We start from the raw sequence: 1581 nt of genomic DNA on the forward strand, positions 1-1581 counted from the left end.
GTGCTGGGACGCGATGGGCGGGTCGTTGTTGTAGAAATCCAGCGACACCCCGTTATCAAACTTGACCACCAGCATCGGCCCGAACGGCTCGGGATCGGGCAGGCCGAGGAGGTCGGTCAGGTAGCGTGCCGAAACCTGTTTGTCACGGCACCAGACGATGGTGTGGTTCAGCTGAGCGCTCATGGATAAACCCTCACGATGAATCAGCTATGAGATTAGCTCAGGCTGTTGCGCAATGACCGCCCTGACCTAAGCTTGGGCAAGGCGGAACACAATCGCGGTGCATCGCCCGGAACGATCACCGCGATGCGCAATCATTAGAGCGTGGATATCAAAAGGAGATGCGCATGCTCATCAGGTCTTTGACCCTGGCTACCCTGTTGGCTTTCGTCGGTCCTTCATTTGCCGCCGATGACGATTCCCCTCTGGTTAAAGACGTGGGCCGGGCTCGTCCCCTGATAGTCATCGCGCCCAGTTCGGTGGACCCGGTTTGGCTCAACCTGAAAAAGTCACTGGACGACTCTGCCAACCGCAAGGGTTTCACCGATCGAAACATGGTGCTGTACACCGTGATCAATACGATGGGCCAACGGGACGGCAAAGACCTCGACCCGCAATCGACGATGGCGTTGATCCGCTCACTCAAGCTGGGCGCCGGGGCGAAGAGCAAAATCATCCTGATCGGCAAGGATGGCGAAAAGAAGCTTGAGCAGTCGGATGCGGTCGAGTTGAAAGAGATATTCAACACCGTCGACCAGCTGCCGACGGCCGAGAAGGAAGCAACAGTACCGGTGCCAGCGCCGGTGGCTGAAGTCGCACCGGTCAAAGGTGCTAAAGGCACCAAAGGCAAACCGGCGAAGCCCGCCAAGCCGGCTGAGCAGCCGGATGATTGAATTGAGCTGAGTAGTGGTGAGAAGGCTTACCCCAATGGGCGACCTCAACAGGTCGCCCATTTTGTTTGCCAACGGAAATCCGAAACTTGGTGACCCATTGTGGCGAGGGAGCTTGCTCCCGTTCGGCTGCGCAGCAGTCGTAAACCCTGCACCCTAGGCCTATCTGATGTACCGCGGTGACTGGTTTGGGGCCGCTGCGCAGCCCAGCGGGAGCAAGCTCCCTCGCCACAGGTTCTGTGCCAATCCGGCCAATKATTTCCAGGCTCGGCAGCTGCTACGGGGCGTCGCCCTCGGCTATTTGGTCAGCGCACTCAGAATCTGGTAGGCGATTTTGATCCGCTCCGGGTTCGGGTAGTTTTTGTTGGCCAGGATCACGATGCCGATGTCCTTCGCCGGGATAAAAGCGACGTAGGCGCCAAAGCCGCCGGTTGAGCCGGTTTTGTTGATCAGCACGGTGTCGCGTTGAGGTTGTGGCGGGGTCAGCCACCGGACTTCATGGGCCTCAAATGCCATCTGCGACGAGTTGCCGGCCAGTAGGGTGTCGAGCGTCACCGGGTAGTTGTAGAGCTCCCATCCCAACCCTTGAGTCATCTCGCCAACCCGGTAATACCCGGTGTGAGTGCTGGCGATGGCTTGCTGCAAAGGCTTTTCCAGCGACGCGGGATTCATGTTCGCCTCAACATAGCGA

At 58.5% G+C, this 1581-nt stretch carries 3 protein-coding genes; 1 reads left to right on the forward strand and 2 read right to left on the reverse strand.

Features of this window, described 5'->3' with window-relative positions; genetic code table 11:
• Nucleotides 1-183, reverse strand: a 183-nt coding sequence (locus AC1DLB_RS29535) for a VOC family protein (RefSeq protein ID WP_477786243.1), incomplete at its 3' end; no start/stop codon positions are given.
• Nucleotides 184-347: 164 nt separating this feature from the next.
• Between AC1DLB_RS29535 and AC1DLB_RS29540 the strand changes: the two genes are divergently transcribed.
• Entirely contained in the window at nucleotides 348-893 is a 546-nt protein-coding gene (locus tag AC1DLB_RS29540; protein WP_019579989.1) for a DUF4174 domain-containing protein, read from the forward strand.
• Nucleotides 894-1187: 294 nt separating this feature from the next.
• Here the strand turns inward: AC1DLB_RS29540 and AC1DLB_RS29545 are convergent.
• On the reverse strand, nucleotides 1188-1581 hold a 394-nt coding region (locus AC1DLB_RS29545; protein ID WP_477786244.1), incomplete at its 5' end, for a serine hydrolase.

It is taken from the genome of Pseudomonas sp. 05N434 (assembly GCF_056396965.1).

Coding starts and splice junctions, on each gene's coding strand:
- AC1DLB_RS29540 (WP_019579989.1), top strand. CDS start 348: ATGCTCATCAGGTCTTTGACCCTGGCTACCCTGTTGGCTTTCGTCGGT.